At 38.2% G+C, this 18158-nt stretch carries 16 protein-coding genes; 14 read left to right on the top strand and 2 right to left on the bottom strand.

The annotated features are described in order from the left end of the window. Nucleotides 1–2 precede the first annotated feature (2 nt). The 6 genes from PLZ15_01730 (at nt 3) to PLZ15_01705 (ending at nt 7408) form a co-directional block, all read left to right on the top strand. Entirely contained in the window at nt 3–1106 is a 1104-nt protein-coding gene (locus tag PLZ15_01730; protein ID HOI28451.1) for a response regulator, read from the top strand. A 258-nt stretch (nt 1107–1364) separates the two neighbouring features. After that, nucleotides 1365–1850 carry a chemotaxis protein CheW gene (locus PLZ15_01725; GenBank protein ID HOI28450.1) on the top strand — a complete coding sequence of 162 codons (486 nt, stop codon included), beginning with the start codon at nt 1365–1367 and terminating at the stop codon, nt 1848–1850. Then, nucleotides 1837–3084 carry a hypothetical protein gene (locus tag PLZ15_01720; protein ID HOI28449.1) on the top strand — a complete coding sequence of 416 codons (1248 nt, stop codon included), beginning with the start codon at nt 1837–1839 and terminating at the stop codon, nt 3082–3084. The genes PLZ15_01725 and PLZ15_01720 overlap by 14 nt, the downstream gene beginning before the upstream one ends. A 27-nt stretch (nt 3085–3111) precedes the next feature. Continuing rightward, nucleotides 3112–5067 (top strand): methyl-accepting chemotaxis protein, encoded by a 1956-nt coding sequence (locus PLZ15_01715; protein HOI28448.1) that lies wholly within the window; start codon nt 3112–3114, stop codon nt 5065–5067. Nucleotides 5068–5276: 209 nt separating this feature from the next. Continuing rightward, the gene (locus tag PLZ15_01710) at nt 5277–6005 is read left to right on the top strand and encodes an ATP-binding protein (GenBank protein ID HOI28447.1); all 729 of its coding nucleotides are present in this window, start codon (nt 5277–5279) and stop codon (nt 6003–6005) included. A gap of 11 nt (nt 6006–6016) precedes the next feature. Next, a complete protein-coding gene (locus tag PLZ15_01705; protein HOI28446.1) occupies nt 6017–7408 on the top strand; it encodes a sigma-54 dependent transcriptional regulator in 1392 nt (463 codons plus the stop codon). A 216-nt stretch (nt 7409–7624) separates the two neighbouring features. Here PLZ15_01705 and PLZ15_01700 read toward each other — a convergent pair whose 3' ends face one another. Further along, complete coding sequence (locus PLZ15_01700; GenBank protein ID HOI28445.1) at nt 7625–9613, bottom strand: ATP-binding protein; 1989 nt, start codon at nt 9611–9613, stop codon at nt 7625–7627. Between the two features lie 8 nt (nt 9614–9621). Further along, nucleotides 9622–10854: an ATP-binding protein gene (locus PLZ15_01695; protein HOI28444.1), complete on the bottom strand. Its 1233-nt coding sequence runs from the start codon at nt 10852–10854 to the stop codon at nt 9622–9624. Nucleotides 10855–11201: 347 nt separating this feature from the next. Here PLZ15_01695 and PLZ15_01690 point away from each other — a divergent pair, with 347 nt between their 5' ends. The 8 genes from PLZ15_01690 to PLZ15_01655 are packed head-to-tail and all read left to right on the top strand — an operon-like array spanning nt 11202 to nt 18124. Beyond that, complete coding sequence (locus tag PLZ15_01690; protein HOI28443.1) at nt 11202–12608, top strand: hypothetical protein; 1407 nt, start codon at nt 11202–11204, stop codon at nt 12606–12608. A gap of 51 nt (nt 12609–12659) precedes the next feature. Beyond that, nucleotides 12660–13520: a protein-glutamate O-methyltransferase CheR gene (locus PLZ15_01685; GenBank protein ID HOI28442.1), complete on the top strand. Its 861-nt coding sequence runs from the start codon at nt 12660–12662 to the stop codon at nt 13518–13520. Nucleotides 13521–13528: 8 nt separating this feature from the next. Continuing rightward, complete coding sequence (locus tag PLZ15_01680) at nt 13529–13894, top strand: response regulator (protein ID HOI28441.1); 366 nt, start codon at nt 13529–13531, stop codon at nt 13892–13894. Nucleotides 13895–13902: 8 nt separating this feature from the next. After that, entirely contained in the window at nt 13903–14280 is a 378-nt protein-coding gene (locus PLZ15_01675; protein HOI28440.1) for a response regulator, read from the top strand. A 13-nt stretch (nt 14281–14293) separates the two neighbouring features. Further along, complete coding sequence (locus PLZ15_01670; GenBank protein ID HOI28439.1) at nt 14294–15058, top strand: protein phosphatase CheZ; 765 nt, start codon at nt 14294–14296, stop codon at nt 15056–15058. 11 nt (nt 15059–15069) lie between these two features. Further along, nucleotides 15070–16821 (top strand): chemotaxis protein CheA, encoded by a 1752-nt coding sequence (locus tag PLZ15_01665; protein HOI28438.1) that lies wholly within the window; start codon nt 15070–15072, stop codon nt 16819–16821. After that, complete coding sequence (locus tag PLZ15_01660) at nt 16811–17878, top strand: chemotaxis response regulator protein-glutamate methylesterase (GenBank protein HOI28437.1); 1068 nt, start codon at nt 16811–16813, stop codon at nt 17876–17878. The genes PLZ15_01665 and PLZ15_01660 overlap by 11 nt, the downstream gene beginning before the upstream one ends. Next, nucleotides 17879–18124, top strand: coding sequence for a hypothetical protein (locus PLZ15_01655; GenBank protein HOI28436.1), 246 nt, complete (start codon nt 17879–17881; stop codon nt 18122–18124). Nucleotides 18125–18158 lie beyond the last annotated feature (34 nt).

Genomic DNA, 18158 nt, shown 5'->3' with positions numbered 1-18158 from the left:
TTATGGAAAACTCCGAAACAAAAGAAAATCCGAAAATAGTTCTGTTTGAAGACGACAAGAATGTTAAGGAATCGGTTGTCGAAATCCTGACGAGTGAAAATTATGCTGTTTTTCATCTCGATTCCGCAGTAAACCTCCGTTCGGCCCTCGACGAAATCAAGCCGGACCTGATTGTTTCCGATGTAATGATGCCTGTTAAAACCGGCCTGGATTTGATTAAGGAAATTAAAAGCATCGAGAATTATTCCGACCTTCCTTTTATTTTTCTAACAGCCAGATCAGATTATAATGATTTAAGAGAAGGAATGAATCTTGGTGCCGATGATTATCTGGTAAAGCCATTCAAAGCTAAAGACCTTCTCCGTTCGGTTGAACTAAGAATTAGAAAAGCCCAGCTTCTAAAAAAGAAAGTTGAAAGATTCTCTAAGAGTGTTGCTATAAGTGTTCCTCACGAACTACGAACACCTCTAATTTCTCTTATGGGTTATTCCGACCTCATAATTGACGATTATGAAACCCTTTCGCGAGAGGAAATTATCGAATATATAAAGAGAATTAAATTCTCTACAGGGCGCCTCCACAAGGTTATAGAAAAGTTTATTCTCTATTCCAATCTTCTTATGCTCGATCTCGATGAAGAACTTAAAAACCAGTTCCTTACGAAATATCAAGTTGATATAGAGGAACTTATATCGAAAGAAGCTTTTAATGTTGCTGAGTCATACAATCGCAAAAAGGATTTGAAACTAAATCTGACTCCGTGCAGCCTTTCAGTTAGCGAGGAACTTCTCTCGTTTGCATTGATTCAATTGATAGATAATGCGTTTAAATTCTCTGCTGAAAATTCCGATGTTAATATTACAGGAATAAATGATGGCAATCAGTATGAAATAATTATTTCCGATCACGGCATCGGTATAGAGTATGAACAATTAAAAGAACTTAATGCTTTCAGGCAGGTTGAAAGGGAAAAACTTAATCAAAGCGGCAGCGGGCTTGGTCTTGCTATTGCCAACAAATCTCTCTCTCTTATTGGAACCGGGTTCAGTCTGGAAAGTGAGCCCTTTCACGGAACTACTCTGCATATTAAAATTTCTGTCCCATGATAATTCAATTTCCGTTTACTAAGGAGAATTTCAAAATATTTTAACTGTTGCAAATCCGGCCACAATTATCCAACCTCATTATTTTTTATAGTCGCATTTTACAAAAAACAGGAATCCGGACGGATTTTGGCACATCTGATAATCTGTTTACAACAGATATTTGAATCAAATCTGTTAGATTTTAAATCATCTCTAAAATTATGCCACACCCTGTCGATAATATAAGTGTCACATTATCCGTTTATAAAAGAGGGAAAAATGGCAGCAATAAATAATATAAAACAGGAATACGACGAAATCCTTCAACTTGTCAGTTTTTTTCTTGAAAAAGAGGAATATGGCGTTGATATACTGAAGGTTAGAGAAATCAATAAGATGATGCAGCTAACCAAAGTTCCAAACGCTCCTCAATATGTTGAGGGGGTAATTAACCTTAGAGGTAAAATAATTCCAGTTGTCGATCTCCGCACTAAACTCGGTATGCCCCGAAGAGAGCCGGATACTCATTCTAGAATAATTGTTGTTGATGTGGAAGACAAAACGTTAGGATTTATAGTTGACCGGGTTAGCGAAGTTTTGCGGATTCCTGTTAGTGTTACAGAACCTCCGCCGGCAATTGTATCGGGCGTAGATACTGAATATATCACTTCGGTTGGTAAGCTGGATGACAGACTCCTGATACTTCTTGATCTCAATAAAGTTTTCAACGACGAAGAGAAGGAGAAAATCGATGCGCTTAATTAATAATAAATCCGGAAAACTCTCTTTATACTTTATAAATTTCATCTTAGTCTCACTCCTTTTCTCAACCGAATTAATTTCCCAGGAAAAAAGAAATTTCGGTATTTCTTTTGAAGGATATGTAAGAACCGATTTTATTTACGATAGCCGCGAAGTCTTAAACCTTAGGGAAGGTCATTTCCTCTTTTTTCCGCTTGAAGAGAAAAAAGATTCTGAGGGTCGGGTAATTAATGACAGGCCTTCGTTAAACATGCTTGCTATTCAAACACGTCTTGCGGGTAAAATCACCGCGCCGGATTTCCTTGATGCTAAAACAAGCGGTATGATAGAAGCGGAATTTTTCGGCCATTCGGATGGAGATATTAACGGATTCAGATTAAGACATGCTTTTGTAAAAATGGAATGGCAGAAGTCCTCTCTCCTCATAGGCCAATTCTGGCATCCGATGTTTGTTGCCGAAGTATTTCCCGATGTGGTTTCGTTCAATACCGGCGCGCCTTTTCAACCGTTTTCCAGAAACCCCCAGTTTCGATTTACGCAGAGTTTAGGTAGCTTGAATTTAATTGCAGTAGCTTATTCTCAGCGTGATTTCTCTAATATTGGTCCGTCCGGTACCTCCTCAATATATCTCAGAAATGCAGCATTGCCGGGAATTCATCTACAGACTTTGATAAGACTGAATAATCTTATTCTTGGTTTTGGAGGTGATGTAAAAACAATTAAACCAAAAACCGTTACAGAGAAGAACATTTTTACTGATGAAACAATAACAAGTTTCTCCGGTATTGCTTATGCCAAATACACTTCCTCAAATTTTTCTGCTAAGCTTGAAGGAGTAATAGGACAGAATACAACAGACCTAATGATGCTCGGGGGATTTGGTGTGTACGATAAATCGGCCGCGACCGGAATTGAAAAATATTCTGCTTTAAATTCATTCTCAATATGGTCCGATTTTTCATTCGGCAAAGAAATACAGTTCGGATTGTTTGCCGGATATTCAGGAAATCTCGGCTCGGATAAAACGGTAATTTCAAATTTTGCGCGCGGTTTCAATATCGATTATCTGTATCGCGTTTCACCAAGAATAATTTATAACAACGGGAAAATTAGGATTGCAGGCGAGCTGGAATATACTTCTGCGGCTTATGGTACGCCCGATTCGAAAGGAAAATTTGTTGATAGTGATGAGGTCGGCAATTTACGTCTGCTCGGAGCAGTCTATCTGTTTTTTTAACTCTAATTAATATATGAGGTAAATAAAATGAAAATACTGAAATTCAACGACTGGAAAGTCTTCCATAAAATAGTAGCTCTTTCATTAGCTATACTAGTAACAATATTTGCAGTCTTTTTCATATTCCTTGTACCGGTAATCGGTGATGCGCTCTATCATAACAAGCAGGAGAATGTTAAACACACTGTTGAAGTTGCATATCATATTCTCGATAACCATTACAAGATGGTCAGGAATGGAGTCCTGACGGAAGAAGAAGCCAAACAAAAAGCTGTTGAAATGCTAAAATCTCTTCGATACAATGAAAATGAATATTTCTGGATTAATGATTATTCTCCCACTATGATCATGCATCCAGTAAATTCCTCTCTTAATGGCAAGGATATGAGTGAATACAAAGATCCCGATGGAGTTCTTGTTTTTGTTAAAATGGCCGAGATTGCCAAAAGAGAAGGATCCGGTTTCGTTGAATACAGATGGAATAAACCCGGGATGAGTACTCCTTCTCCAAAGATATCTTATGTGAAAGGACTTAAAGAATGGGAATGGGTCGTGGGAAGCGGAATTTATGTTGACGATGTTGAAGAGGAGATCTTTATTATTGAAGCAGAATTCACGATAATTCTCTTAATTACTGCTCTTGTTGCAATGCTTATCGGCTTTTTTGTAGCGAGGAAAATTTCTGTCCCCGTAAAAAAACTTAGTGATGCCGCCGGTAAAGTTGCAGCCGGTGATGTTAACGTAACTGTTGACCTTAATACTAAAGACGAACTCGGCAGACTTGGAAATGATTTCAATGCTATGGTAGCGAATATTAAAAAGTCGATGAATGAAATTGAAGTAAAAAGCAAAGAGGCTGAAAAAGCTGCAAGTGAAGCCGAAAAAGCAAAGCAGGAAATTGAAAAACATCAGGAATATCTTACAAGAAATACCTCTATTCTTCTGGATAATATGCAGAGATTCGCTCATGGCGATCTGACTGTTAATCTGAAACCGGAAAAAGATAATGATGATATCGGTAAATTATTCATTGGATTTAATGAAGCAGTTATTAATATAAAGAATATGCTTGCAAGTGTAATGGAGGCAGTTCATGCAACAGCAAGTGCGAGCAGCGAGATCTCATCAAGCAGTGAAGAGATGGCAGCTGGGGCACAGGAACAGAGTGCCCAGGCAAGCGAAGTAGCATCTGCGGTTACTCAAATGACTTCTACCATACTTCAGACAACAAAGAATGCAACAACAGCAAGCGAGAACGCAAAGAACGCCAAATCACAGGCAAAAGTCGGCGTCGAGAAAATAGGGGAAGCCAAGAAGGGAATGAACGAAATAATATCTTCGGCTCAAACAACCGGCAGGATTATCAGTTCGCTCGCAAACAAGACTGACCAGATAGGCGAGATAGCACAGGTTATAGATGATATTGCAGATCAGACGAACTTACTCGCATTGAATGCGGCAATTGAAGCAGCAAGGGCCGGCGAACAGGGAAGAGGATTTGCTGTTGTGGCCGATGAAGTAAGAAAGCTTGCCGAAAGAACAACGAAGGCTACTAAAGAGATTGCTGAAACAATAAAAGCGATCCAGAAGGAAGCCAAAGAAGCGGACGACTCCATGAATGTAGCCGGAAAAGTTGTAACACAGGGGATCGAACTGAATGTTCGGGTTGAGGAGGTGCTGGTAAAGATAAACGAGAGCGCTGAAAAAGTGGCTATGGAAATAGATCAGGTTGCTGCCGCAAGCGAGGAACAATCTTCGGCGGCTGAACAGATAAGCAAGAATATCGAATCGATCAGCGCTGTTACACATCAGTCTGCATCCGGAACTCAGCAGATAGCCAGAGCGGCTGAGGATTTAAATAGGCTAACAGAAAGACTGCAGAACCTGGTAAGTCAGTTTAAGATCGATAACGAGCAAAGGAATATGTTCAAGGATAGATCCCATTTAGGTGTAAGACAGAATGGAAAGATTGTACATGTTTAAAAATTATCTTTGTGGATTGTTAATAAAGAATTAAATAGTCATTTATGTAAAGAAAATAAAACCGGTTTGCAGTTGTCAATGCTGCAAACCGGTTTAAAACCTCTCAATAATTTTTCTATTCAGTTCATTCCTAAAAAAGACTATTTTTCTCAAAGAGTTCCTTTGGATTAAAATCTTTCTTATTTTTGCCGTTAAGAATCTACTGTTTCTTGAAAGTTCAATTATCTAAAACAAACTTTACAGGTCACGTGGAAGATCTTATCCAGAATAACAAATTGACCATAATCGGGAAACTGACTGCAGGCTTGCTTCACGAAGTCCGGAATCCTTTATCAGCTATAAAGCTGAATCTTGATTTCATGAAAATGAATGAAAAAGAACTTTCCAGGGAAATGGTTGAATCGATAGATGCCTCTATCGAGGCTTTTGAGAGAATAACTCATATTATAGCCGACGTACTCGACTTTACACGGAAGTCCAATTCATCGCTTAAAGGAACATCGCTTAATCAGGTTACTGAACGCGCTATCGAAATCAGCAGCTCATCGGCATCTAAACGGGGAATTGTAACCGAAAAACATCTGGACCCCGACCTCCCGAACATTAATGTAAATGAGAATAAACTGCTTCAGGTTTTGCTTAATCTTATAAACAATGCAATTGAGGCATCTTCAAACAAGAGCAAAGTTGTAATTAGAACAGGTATTGTTGAAAACTCGGGTCAGAAAAAAGTCCTCTGGGAGGTTGAAGATTTCGGCTGCGGAATAAAACCCGATGATATTCAGAAAATACTGCACGGTTTTTATACAAGTAAGAACGAAGGTTCCGGAGTCGGACTTATGGTTTGTAAAACTCTGCTCGATGAGATGAAAGCGGAATTCTTCTTCGATTCTAAGTACGGTCAGGGATCAAAATTCTTTATAACATTTAAAGTATAAAAAGAGTTTTAATGGAACCGAAAATATTAATTATAGATGACGACGACCTGGTAGCTTCCTCGCTTAAGAAAGTCCTTACCAAACAGAATTACAATGTTACTACCTGCCTTGATGCCGATGAAGCAAAGAGTATCACGGCAGAATTCCAGCCTGATGTGATTCTCCTCGATATTTATTTAACCACTCACAACGGTATAGATATTCTTAAAATTCTTAAAAAGAATTTCAGGGAAATTCCAGTTGTAATGATAACCGGCTATGCTGATGTTAAAATGGCTGTTACCTCTATTAAGTCGGGTGCTTTTGATTTTCTGCTTAAACCGATTGATCTTGAACAGCTTTCAATCGTTTTGAATAAAGCTCTTGAGAATGTCCGGCTTAAGTCGGAGGTTAACCGGCTCAATACTCTTCTGGAACCGGATGAAATGACCCGGGACTTTTTCGGTAAGGGTTCAAAGATACAGAAGCTTTTACAGTCTGTGGAAAAGCTCGCAAAAAGCAGCGATACTACTATCCTGCTCGAAGGTGAAAGCGGTACAGGTAAAGAAGTCTTCGCTAAATATATACATCAGAAAAGTCCACGCTGCTCAGCACCTTTTATTACTATCAATTGCGCAACTATTCCAAGGGATCTTGCGGAAAGTGAATTATTCGGTCACGAAAAGGGTGCTTTTACGGGAGCTTCTCAAAAAACCAAACTCGGGAAATTTGAACTTGCCAACGGAGGCACTCTACTCCTGGATGAAATAGGGGAGCTTAGCCTCGATATGCAGGTTAAATTACTTAGGGTTCTGCAGGAACGGAAATTCTACAGACTCGGAGGCGAAAAGGAAATCTCTGTTAACGTTAGAGTACTTGCTGCAACAAACAGAAACCTTGAAGATGAAATTGAAAAAGGGAATTTTAGAGAGGACCTTTATTACAGACTGAATGTAGCCAAAGTATTAATACCCCCTCTGAGAGAACGAAAGGAGGATATTCCTTATATAGCATATCTCCTGCTTAAAGAATTTTCTGCGAAATTCGGTAAGGAAATTCATTCCATCGATTCCTCTGCAATCGAGCTGCTCAAAAAATATCACTGGAAAGGAAACGTCCGCGAACTCAGAAACATTCTGGAACGTGTAGTTCTTCTATGCGAGGATAATGAACTAACCGAACATCATTTCGGATCGATCCTGGATCCTAAAAATTCCGACAAAGCCGCAGATGATAAATTTATACTTCAAATTCCTTCACAGGGGATTAAAATTGATACAGTACTGAAAAGCCTCATTCTTAAAACACTTCAAATTACTAACGGAAATCAGGTGAAAGCCGCCAAGGTGCTGGGATTGTCACGTTCCAAACTCCGTTACAGAATGGAGCAGCTTGGAATTGAAGTAACAAAACAGATTAATTAATAAAGCGCCTTTTTTCCACGATATTATCTAGTTTTTTCCCCTTCATAAAAAATTTTTTTCAAAACCCTAAACTTTCTTTTGACCTATACGATAATAAATCAGAGAATATTGTGTTGATGTTTTACCAAAAAAATTTACCCTAAAGCCCACATAAGCCCTTCACTAAAGACCATGTCTAAAACATGGTCTTCCTTTTTAAATGAAATTTTTTTTTGATTACTTCAGTTTGAGAGCTTTATTGAGTGTATTAATGAGATCTTCCCGGTCGAACGGTTTGTGTAGATAATAATTGAATCCTTCCTGGAGGAGATATTTTTCATCTTTCAATAGTGCGTATCCGGTTAAAGCAACTAATGGTGTGAATTCGTACCCGGGCATATTTCTTATTGCCTTTGCAACATCAATTCCGCTCGGTCCGTTACCTAGATTTATGTCGATTAAAAGGGCATCGTATTTATTCAGCCGGAGTTTTTCCAGAGCCTGTGCATAACTATTAGCACTGTCTACTTTAAAAAGATTTTTCAGAAAAAGATTGACTAATTCGGAGTTTAAGAGATTATCTTCAATGCTTAATATGTATGGTAATTTTTTGCCGGGAGTAGAAATTTTCGGACTGACAGGAGTACGCCGGAATTCAATATTTTTAGGTGGTTTAACCGCAATGGTAAGATCCGACTCGAACTGGCTCTTTTTTGTTCCCGGGAGAACAATACTGAAAGTCGATCCGTTGTTAACAATGCTCTCTACAAGAATATTTCCCTTCATCAATTTAATCATCTTTTTTGCTACGGATAATCCGAGACCGCTCCCTTCAAAATTTCTTCTGATTCCTTCGCTGAGCTGCCGGAATTCCCTGAATATCTTTGATTGATCCTCAATGTTTATACCGATACCTGTATCTATTACTTTCACTATGGCCGAAGTACTTCCCTGGTCGTCCTCACCGGAAGTAACTTCAATTCTTATACCCCCTGTATTCGTAAATTTGATTGCATTATCTACAATGTGCATCAATATCTGTTTGAAAAGATTTTCATCTCCAACCGCATTAATCTCGTCGTCCTGTATATTGATTTCAAATGATAGATTCTTTTCGGATGCCGTCTTATCGTAATTTGTAAGAAAGTATCTTGTATATGTACCAAGATTGAATTCCGTTAAACTGATCGGGTAATTACCGGATTCAATTTCGGCCAGATTCAGGACAGAGTTAAGTGTAACGAGCAGTCGCTTGCTCGACTTTAATATTTTATCTGTTATTTCAACGTGATCGGTTTCGCTCAACTCATCCCGCAATAGACTTGAAAAACCGATGATTCCGGTTAGTGGAGTTCGAAGTTCATGACTCATATTTGAGAGAAGATTAAACTTGAGCTTATTAGCTTCTTCAGCACAATCGAGAGCTCTTTTTAATTCAAGCTCCATTTCCTTTTTGAATGAAAGGTCGTCTTTCATGAATAAAATATGGTTCAGGTCCCCGTTTTCGTTCATAATCGGTGATATAAACACCGATTCCCAATAGTATTCCCCGTTCTTTCTTCTGTTTCTAACTTCACCTCTCCATGAATGTCCGTTGCGGATATTGTACCAGACTTCGTTTGCCTGTACTTCAGTTACATCTTCATCTCCAAAAATATTAACCTGTTTTCCGAATACTTCTTCAAAGAAAAATCCCGTTACATCGGTAAATTTCGGATTGGTATATTCAACAATTCCCGAAGGATTTGTTATTATTATCACGGATGAGGATTTATCTAGGACGTACGATAGTTTATTTATCTGGTCCTGGAGAGATTTTTTCTCTGTTATATCGTGAAAGGTCGCGAAGATAACCGGTTTACCCGAAACAAATTCCAATTTCAAAATAACTTCGGAATCAAATTCAATAGAGTTGCATCTCAAACACTTTACATCAAAATGGCTTGTCGAGTTTTTATCCTGTACTAAATCTTTCAGTTTTGTATTGAAATCATTTATGTAATCTATTGAAATTAATTCGAGTATCGACCTGCTGGCGGATTCCTCGGACAATTTAAATCCGAATAATGCTTTGAATGCATTATTGCAAAGAAGAATCTGTTCCCCTTCAATTATCGCAATAGCCTCTGAAATATTGTTAAACGCCGAATGAAATAATTTGCTGAGATTTTCAGGATTCTTAAAAACCTCGCCTTTCTGGAGAACTATTTCTTCTGGATTTCTCATATTTTCATCTATGCTAACAATGGAAAATTCAATCTAAATGTTGTTCCTTTGCCGGACTGACTTTCAAAACTGATAGAACCGTTGTGCCATTCCATCATTTCCTTGCATAAGAGTAGTCCGAATCCGGATCCCTCTTCTTCTTCTGTCCCTTTAGTAGTCGTATGGCCCGAGGGCTTAAAAAGATCGTGCTTTATTTCTTCGCTTATTCCCGTTCCCTGATCGGCTATTAAAACTGTTGCATATCCGTTGTTTACCTCACTCGATAGGGTTATTGTCCCTCTGCGGTTGGAGTATTTTATGCTGTTCGATATAAGATTTCTGAAGATTGCATTGATCATATTATCATCACCGAGGATCTCAATATTATCTGCAATAGAATTTATTATTTGAATCTCTTTAGTCTCATATTGTGTTTTGAAGTAATTGAGAGCATTCATCATTATATAGTTCAAGTTGCATCGTGTCTGATTGAACTTAACCTGACCTAACAGAAGCCTCGTCCATTCAAGTAAACCGTCAACAAGTGAATATAATCTTTTAACAGAAGCATGCGCATATGTTGTATAAGTTTTTATCTCGTCAACAGGCAGTTCATCAAAACATGTAGTTAATGCTGAAAAAGTACCGAGTATTCCCTGAAACGGGCTCTTAAGATCGTGAGCAATAATTGAAAGCAGAATCTCTCTTTCGTTTTTTTCTTTAATCAGCTTTTCAATTTTATTCTCAAGTGAAGTATTGATATTGCTGACCATCATCGATTTTTGCTTATAAAGCTGAATCTCATCCTCAACTGTTAAGATATCCGGAATTACACCCGCGCCCGATTTTTCTGTTATATCCCAGAAGATCCACTGACGGTATATACTCTGTGAAGAAGAAAGCGGGTGAGACCTTAGGGCTATCTCTTTTTTCTTTTTAAACCTGATTATGGTATTCAGAAGCTTATCTTCAGAATAAACCAGCGAGGACAAAGAAATCTTCAGATTATTATCGAATATACTGTTGTTCTGTATATGATTTATCAAATCGAAGACATTCTGTTTTGTAAAATCAGCAAGGTTCAAATCTAGAAGTTCCAGGGCAGTATTATTCCAGTAAACAAAATCACCGTTTGAATCGGAAATTATCAATCCAATTTCTATTGAGTTCAGGATTTTTTGCAAGAATCTCACACTGTGCTGTGGCAGGACCAGGTTATCCGCAGATTGAGAAAGACTCTGTAATTCATCAGTGTTCAGCATATTCACAGCAGAAAAATTGGAAGAATAAACTGTCCTCAAACAGTCCTTATTTAAGTCCTTTTTCAGGCTTTTACTAAAGGTATTATCGGAAGGAAAAGAGTTTTTTTTAGAGTTGTTTTCAAGCGGTAATAACAAAATCCCCCCTAAACAGAAAAATAGCAGGTATAAAATACAATTTTTTGTTAAATCTTTTCATCATTCATCCGATAATAATCTGGAGGAAAATTCGCAACTGGCTAATATTAAACAAACACATTTACAATTATTAATTGTTTTCATTCAATAATGGTATACTTTTTTAGGCATACTAATTGAATTAATAACCGAGCACAAATAGAAGCTGCTATATGGAAGAAAAAAAATTGAGCAAACCGGATATACTTAATCTGCTTGCAAGTCGGTCAACCGAAGCATTGTTGGATGCACTCGATTATCTAATGAACCTGGACAAAATTGATGATTTTGTTGAATCCGTCTGTAATGCCGTAAGTAATCCTGATAAAGGAGTAAGAAATGCCGCTTCACAATTAATTCTTACTCATAAACCCGATAAAGCTCCGGTTTATCTGGTCGGCTGCATTTCATCGAAGGATATTACTCTTAGAAATCTGGCCGGAGAATTACTGATTGCCCTTGGACATAAATCGGTTCAGACCCTCATCGATTACAATTGCGAAAAGAACAGCGACGACCAGAAATTTATTATCGATATTCTTGGACTTATCGGAAGCAATAAAACGGCAGATCACATTCTCGGAATTCTCGGATCGACCGAAGACGATAACGTTATTCTTGCCTGCATAGAAGCACTTGGAAATATCAGGAACCAGGAAGCTATCGATATTCTGCAGCTTTTATACGACAGGAGCGAGTTGTACAAACCCTTTATTGTGGAAGCCCTCGGCAAAATCGGCTCGCAGAAAGCATGCAGCTTCCTTCTCGAAAAATTTCTAAAAGAAGACGATTTAACAAAATATTCTATTCTTGAAAGCCTCGGCTTTGTTGGCGATGTGGATACTTATTTCTTCCTGCTGGAACAGGTCCCGAACATTCATGGGCCTCTTGTCTGGCCTCTCATTACTTCTCTTTTTATTCTAAAAGAAAAATACAGCCTGGATATTCCTTTCGACGATAAGATGAAAAATCTCCTGATGTATACGCTGCAGGAAGGTGCCCCCGAACATAAAAAAACAGCTCTATCACTTATAAATGTTTTTAATGACAAAGACATACTTGTAGAAAGTCTTAAGTTTCTCGGGGACGATGATGAACTGGATGAAATTATACGAACCAAGATTTATAGAAATCCGGAATACTTTTTCGAGGAATATCAAAGAATTCTGAGTAATTGTACTGATAAACTGAAGCAGGTTCTCAATCTCTTCTATTCTTTATTGTCTTACCTTATTTCCGAAATTGAAACTAGCGATCTTACTCTAATTCAAAAAAGAAACATGATCCATACTACAAGTGAATTCCTGAATCACCATGACGAAGAAGTCAGAAGATCCAGCATGGAGATCCTGTTTCTTCTCGATAGCGAATCGGCTCTTTTATTTATTGAATCGATGATTAGTGATGAGAATATATGGAACCGGTTACGGCTTGTCGAACTGTTGGAATTCATAAACAACAGTACTGCTAAAGAGGCTCTGATGAAATTATCCGAAGATGGCGAGGATATGATAAAAGAAAGAGTACAGGAATTACTTAATAATCAAAATATTAATGAAATCTATCCTATTTCAAAATAACGGGCTATGAATCAAATTACAGAATTGAAATTGCCGGATTTAAGCAGGAGCATGAATCCATCTCTACCCAAGCAGATGTTTATGTCTATTTCGTTATTTCAGGAGATAAGAAAGTATATATACGACAGTACGGGAATTTATTTCCAGGATAATAAAAAATATCTGCTGGAGAGCCGTCTTCAGAGAAGGATTACATTCCTGGGTCTAAAAAGTTTTGAAGAATATTTTGCGATTTTAAAATCGTGTGGATCGGGCTTCTCTGAAGAAAAAAGGTACTTTTACGAAGCAATTACCATCAACGAAACATTCTTTTTCCGGAACCAGCCACAATTGGATGCTCTGGTTTCCCAAATATTCCCGGCCCTTATAGCAAATAGGACAATCCTTAACAGGAATAAACTAAGAATCTGGAGCGCCGCAAGTTCGTCCGGCGAAGAAGCTTATTCTATCGCAATGGTATTTCAGGATCTTGTTAAACCGAAGTATCCCAATATGGAAATCGAGATTATCGGTACTGATATCAGTTCTGCAATTATCGAAACCGCAAATCAGGGAGTTTACAAGGATTATTCAATAAGGAATACACCCCCGTACTATTTGAAAAAATATTTCAAAAATAACGGAGGCCTTTTTGAAGTTGCTCCTGAAATCAAAAAAATGGCAACGTTTAAAATTCTTAATCTGTACGATGATTTTATGATGAAAACAATGATCAATTTCGATCTGATTTTCTGTGCAAATGTTCTTATTTATTTCGATACAGCATCAAAAATAAAAGTAGTTAATCACCTTTATAATTCACTTAACAGGGGTGGTTATTTATTCATAGGGTATTCGGAAACTTTACAGGGTATCTCTAAAGCTTTCAACCTTGTTAGCTTTCCTAAAACTGTAGGATATAAAAAGGAGTAGTAAATTCAATGAAAAGGGTAATTCTTGTTGCAGATGATTCCCCCACAATTCGCAAATTTGTTTCAGTGGCATTGACTGTTAAAGGATATGAAATTATTTCATGTTCGGACGGGATGGAAGCTTTAGAGAAAATTCCTAATAATAAAATCGATCTCGTGATTACCGACCTGAACATGCCAAATGTTGACGGATTTCAATTGATCAGTTCAATCAGGGAGAATATTGAATTCAAAGATCTTCCAATAATTGTTCTGTCGTCTCTCGGCAGCACCGATGACATTCAGAGGGGGCTTGAATGCGGTGCAAATTCTTACTTAATAAAACCGTTTGATCCTAAACGAGTTATTTACGAAGTAGCTAAATATTTGAACTAGAGGTAAAAATGACACTTAAATTCCTTGTTGTAGACGATTCGGTAACAATGAGAAGAATTGTTGCCAACTCATTAAAAGCCATCGGGTACGAAGCGTTTGTTGAAGCGGGGGACGGGAAAGAAGCTCTTTCAAAACTTTCCTCCGATGAGTCGATTAACTTTATTATAACTGATTGGAATATGCCTGAAGTTTCGGGACTCGAATTGGTTAGAAGTATTCGCTCCAGCGATAAATTCGCAAAACTCCCGATTTTAATGGTTACTACCAGAGGGCTTAAAGAGGATATCGTAGAAGCTCTGCAGGCCAAGGTAAATAATTATGTTGTAAAACCTTTCACTCCCCAGATTTTGAGGGAGAAAATCGATCAAATTATGGCAAGTGCTTAAACGGAGAATCTCAATGGATAATAATTCATCAATGGATCAGGTCTTTGAAAAACTGGGAGAACTTAAATCGTTCTTCGTATTCGGGCAGAAAATTGTTCCCGTAATTCAGAGCATAATCGATTTTATGCGAGATGTAGTTCCCCTAATGGAATATGTAAATAATTCCATTCAGGACAGCGCAAGTAAAATTCCTAAAGCTGCCAGCCAGATTAACAGCGTAACCAATGCTACCGAAATTGCAACCAGCGAAATTCTGGATATTGTTGATTCTATGTCGATGGACCTCTCAAAAATTAAAAATGAACTTGCTGACCTCAAAAACGGATTTTTTAATCAGCGTGTTGCACTCGAAAATTTCGGTAATCAGTTTGCAAATATGAACGGTGAATTCAGCTCATTACAGACGGGACTAAGTATAGATGAACTTGAGACAAAAGTTACCCTTATGGAAGGCATTGTAAATAAGATCGAAACGGATTCCAATAATATTACATTATCCCTTCAGGTTCAGGATATTACTTCCCAGCAGCTTGCTTCCGTTAATCACCTTATTCAGTCGGTTCAGAAGCGTCTTTCTAAACTGATGAGCGATCTGAGCCGCAAAAGTCCTGCTGAACTTAATGATAATGAGGAAGATTCTGATTCAAACCATGATGTAGCTTTTAATCCTGATGCCAGATACGAAAAAAATACTCACAAACAGGAACTCGCTAATCAGCTTTTCGATTCAAACCTGAAAACTTCGCAGGATGAGATTGACAAATTGTTCTCAAAATAATGGATAATATTATGCAAAACCCGATGCTCGTTGATCCCGAAATGAAGGAAATTGTTGAGAGCTTTCTCCTCGAAACAAAAGAAATTCTGGAAAAGCTGGATGTAGACCTGATTCTTCTTGAGAAGAGCCCTGATGATGTCGATCTGCTTAATAAGATCTTCCGTTCTTTCCATACTATAAAAGGGACGTCGGGATTCCTGGGACTCGAAAAACTGCCCGAGGTTACTCATAAATGCGAAGATATCCTTAATAAACTTAGAAAAGGTGAAGCCAAACTTTCCTCCTCCCTGATGGATGGAATTATCCTCGGTTACGATACAATTAAAGAACTTCTCCTTGTTATTGAGAACGATAAGAATGAAGAGATTGAAGTTGAAGATGTGATTGCAAAACTTGTTTCACTTTATGAAAATATCAATTCACCCGATCAGACTGAAATCAATTCTGAGATTCAAATAATTGAAGAGGCTCAGATCGGTGAATCTGTGACACCGGATGTGACTAAATCTGTTTTACCTGTTAAAGAAAACACTATCAGGCAAGTTCACCAGGATAATAAAAAGGCTGATAATACAATTCGTGTTGATATCGACCGGCTCGATGCTCTTCTTAATATTGCATCGGAAATTGTGCTTGGCAGGAACCGGCTTGCACAGCTGAATTCACAGTATTCACTCGAAAACGAAGGAAGCGTATTTGCTAAAGATCTTGGAGATGCAACCAAACAGATCGACCTTATGACGAGTGAGCTCCAGCTTGTTGTTATGAAGTTGCGAATGATTAAAATAGGTAAGGTTTTTAACCGTTTCCCGAGGGTCGTTAGAGACATGTGCAAAGACCTTAATAAGGAAGTGGAATTGATAATTAACGGCGAGGAAACAGAAGTAGATAAAAACCTGATTGAAGAAATCAACGACCCCCTTGTGCACCTGATAAGGAATGCAATTGATCACGGAGTTGAATCACCTGACGTTAGAGAATCCAAAGGTAAAAAAAGAAAAGGAACAGTAATACTTTCGGCCGAACATGAAGGAAATAATATTGCCATAAAAGTAATCGACGACGGAAAGGGAATCGATCCGGAAATGATTAAAGAGAAGGCCGTTTCCAAAGGATTTATTTCCCGTGAAAAAGTAAAAGAACTTTCCAGACAGGAGGCATATAATCTTATTTTCCATCCCGGATTTTCAACTGCCGAAGTGGTTACTAACGTTTCGGGACGCGGGGTCGGAATGGACGTGGTTAAAACTAACGTTGCAAAGTTGAGAGGTACTATCTCTGTTGAGTCCGAAGTCGGTAAGGGAACAACAATGATTTTACGACTCCCCTTAACGCTTGCGATAATTTCCGGAATGATAGTAAAAGCACACGGTCAGACTTTTGTTATTCCGCTCCATTCTGTAATTGAAGTTCTTAGAGTGAGTGTAAGCGATATTGAAACTATCAACGGAAAGGAGGTTGTACACTTAAGAGATTCAATACTCCCTATTATTTCGCTTGATGAGTTGATTAGTAATAACGGTAACGGTCACAATGATAGCGGTTGGCAGTATATAGTAGAAGTTGGAATTGCTGAAAAAAGATTCGGAATTAAAGTGGATCAGCTGGTGGGTCAGCAGGAAGTTGTTATTAAATCCTTGGGTGATTATTTAGGGAAGATTGACGGAATAGCTGGTTCTTCTATTATGGGGGATGGTACGGTTATAATAATCCTGGACATTAACGAATTATTCAATAAGCTGAGAAAAAGAATTGAATCGTAAAATTTCTGTTGTGATTGTGGACGATTCTGCATTTATGCGCAAGTCCCTCTCTATTATGCTGGAAAGCGATCCTGATATAAAAGTAATTGGTACCGCACGTAACGGTCAGGAAGGATTAGAACTGGTCAAAAACCTGAGACCGGATGTGGCAACACTCGATATTGAAATGCCCGTAATGGATGGTCTTACGGCTCTTAAAAAGATAATGAACGAGTGTCCCACTTCTGTAATTATGGTAAGTTCTTTAACAACAGAGGGAGCCGATTCAACTTTAAAAGCGCTTGAACTCGGTGCCGTCGATTTTATTCCCAAAGAACTTTCCTACGTCAATGTAAATATTACGAAGATCAAGGAAGATCTGATCTCCAAAGTAAAAGAGATCGTTAAACAGAAAGTCATTAAAGAGAGATTAAACCGGCTCAGATCTATAAGTAAATCAGGGCAGCAGGAGGTTGTAAGAAAACCTCAAAGTCAGATTCCGCAAATCGGATTTAAAGCAGTAGCTATCGGTATATCTACCGGAGGTCCGTTATCTCTTCAGAAAATTATTCCCGTTCTTTCCGAAAGGATAAATGTCCCGATTTTCATTGTTCAACATATGCCGCCGAAGTTCACAAAATCTCTTGCGGACAGGTTAAATCTATTATCCAAGCTGAATGTAAAGGAAGCTGAGAATGGAGAGCCCGTTCAGAACGGAACAGTCTATATTGCACCCGGCGGTTTCCATATGACTATAAGAAAAAATGGAATGGCTTCCAATCAGATTGTAATTTCATCTGAACCCTCTACAACTCTTCACCGGCCTTCGGTCGATGTAATGATCAATTCGGTTGTCGGTTTGTACGGCAAACATACTCTCGGTGTTATAATGACAGGGATGGGGAAGGACGGATTTGAAGCCATAAAAAATTTGAAAAGTCTGGGCGGTTATGCAATTGCTCAGGATGAACCGACCTGCATTGTCTATGGCATGCCCAAAGCGATTGTAGATGCCGGTTTTGCTGATAATATTCTACCATTAGAAAAAATTCCAGAAATTATTAATAAGGTGGTTTAAATGGCTAATCATTTCGAAGATGTTTTGTTAAAAGATATATATACAAAAAACTCAATCCAGAGCGGCAATCTGATTAAAGCAAAAGACCTGGACCTTAAAGGGCATACCAGGATTTCACTGGAAGAGGATGAACATGATGGGGTTAAAATCTATCTTAAGAAAGACGCTGCCGATAACGTAAAAGAGATTAAATTTGTCTGTTCCTGCGGTCAAACCAAGAGCATTATCCTGGATTACTCTGAGTAATAACTTACAAGTGTTTATTATTAGCCAATCCCGG

The sequence above is a fragment of the Melioribacteraceae bacterium genome, from assembly GCA_035362835.1.
Taxonomy (GTDB): Bacteria; Bacteroidota; Ignavibacteria; order Ignavibacteriales; family Melioribacteraceae; genus DSXH01.
Note: the sequence above shows the minus strand (reverse complement) of the source record. Positions and strands in the feature narration are given on the sequence as shown.

Excerpts from the sequence above, each read along its gene's own strand:
- PLZ15_01730 (HOI28451.1), top strand. The coding sequence starts at position 3 with ATGGAAAACTCCGAAACAAAAGAAAATCCGAAAATAGTTCTGTTTGAA.
- PLZ15_01725 (HOI28450.1), top strand. The coding sequence starts at position 1,365 with ATGGCAGCAATAAATAATATAAAACAGGAATACGACGAAATCCTTCAA.
- PLZ15_01720 (HOI28449.1), top strand. The coding sequence starts at position 1,837 with ATGCGCTTAATTAATAATAAATCCGGAAAACTCTCTTTATACTTTATA.
- PLZ15_01715 (HOI28448.1), top strand. The coding sequence starts at position 3,112 with ATGAAAATACTGAAATTCAACGACTGGAAAGTCTTCCATAAAATAGTA.
- PLZ15_01705 (HOI28446.1), top strand. The coding sequence starts at position 6,017 with ATGGAACCGAAAATATTAATTATAGATGACGACGACCTGGTAGCTTCC.
- PLZ15_01700 (HOI28445.1), bottom strand. The coding sequence starts at position 9,613 with ATGAGAAATCCAGAAGAAATAGTTCTCCAGAAAGGCGAGGTTTTTAAG.
- PLZ15_01695 (HOI28444.1), bottom strand. The coding sequence starts at position 10,854 with ATGCTGAACACTGATGAATTACAGAGTCTTTCTCAATCTGCGGATAAC.
- PLZ15_01690 (HOI28443.1), top strand. The coding sequence starts at position 11,202 with ATGGAAGAAAAAAAATTGAGCAAACCGGATATACTTAATCTGCTTGCA.
- PLZ15_01685 (HOI28442.1), top strand. The coding sequence starts at position 12,660 with ATGAATCCATCTCTACCCAAGCAGATGTTTATGTCTATTTCGTTATTT.
- PLZ15_01680 (HOI28441.1), top strand. The coding sequence starts at position 13,529 with ATGAAAAGGGTAATTCTTGTTGCAGATGATTCCCCCACAATTCGCAAA.
- PLZ15_01675 (HOI28440.1), top strand. The coding sequence starts at position 13,903 with ATGACACTTAAATTCCTTGTTGTAGACGATTCGGTAACAATGAGAAGA.
- PLZ15_01670 (HOI28439.1), top strand. The coding sequence starts at position 14,294 with ATGGATAATAATTCATCAATGGATCAGGTCTTTGAAAAACTGGGAGAA.
- PLZ15_01665 (HOI28438.1), top strand. The coding sequence starts at position 15,070 with ATGCAAAACCCGATGCTCGTTGATCCCGAAATGAAGGAAATTGTTGAG.
- PLZ15_01655 (HOI28436.1), top strand. The coding sequence starts at position 17,879 with ATGGCTAATCATTTCGAAGATGTTTTGTTAAAAGATATATATACAAAA.